The organism is Microbacterium sp. B19 (assembly GCF_000333395.1).
In the GTDB taxonomy this organism is placed as follows: domain Bacteria; phylum Actinomycetota; class Actinomycetes; order Actinomycetales; family Microbacteriaceae; genus Microbacterium.
In genome coordinates, this window is record NZ_BADA01000152.1 from 1 (window position 1) to 813 (window position 813).

The 813-nt window shown below is 70.5% G+C and carries 1 protein-coding gene; it reads right to left on the reverse strand.

Translation table 11 applies throughout. The annotated features are described in order from the left end of the window. Window positions 1-32: 32 nt before the first annotated feature. Window positions 33-813 (reverse strand): ribonuclease E/G (locus I5G_RS20930; RefSeq protein WP_036326604.1); only part of this gene is annotated, 781 nt, incomplete at its 5' end.

Sequence of the window (813 nt, forward strand, 5' to 3'; positions counted from 1 at the left end):
ATCTTGACCCCTCACGCGCGAGAAGAAGGGGCCTATGCCTCTTCGGCGGGGTGGGCGCTCACGGGGGTGCCCGTCAGCGCGGCGGTCGTCACGCGGCGGCGCGAGCGACCCTGACCGGGAGCCTTGGGTTCGGGCAGAGCCTCGAGCACCGATTCCAGGAGCGCGTCCTTCTCGGTACGCGGGGCACGCGGCTCGCGCTTCTTGCGCGGGCGCTTCTCGCGCACGGGCGGCTCGACCTTGGCATCCAGGACCGCCTCCACGGAGGCCACCACGGCGGCTTCGACCACGGCCGGGTCGTCGACCGTCGGGTGGATCGTGGATGCCGCGATCTGCGCGAGCGCCGACTTCACGCCCTCGGTGATGACGTGCGTGCCGCCGGTCGGGGCTGCAGAGCCACTGTTGCCGTTGCCGCCGTTCGTGCCGTTCCCGCCGTTGCCGACCGGGGAGCCGTTGCCCCCGCGCGCACCACCACGGCGGTTGCCGTTCGTGTTGCCGTTGCCATTGCCGTTGGTCGGGGCCGAGCGGTGCTTGACGACCGGGTCGTGGTGCACGATGACACCGCGGCCGGCGCAGACCTCGCACGCCTCGCTGAACGTCTCGAGCAGACCCAGACCGAGCTTCTTGCGGGTCATCTGCACGAGGCCGAGCGAGGTGACCTCGGCGACCTGATGCTTCGTCCGGTCGCGGCTCAGGCACTCGATCAGCCTGCGCAGCACGAGGTCGCGGTTGGACTCGAGCACCATGTCGATGAAGTCGACCACGATGATGGCGCCGATGTCGCGCAGACGCAGCTGGCGGACGATTCCTCCGCCG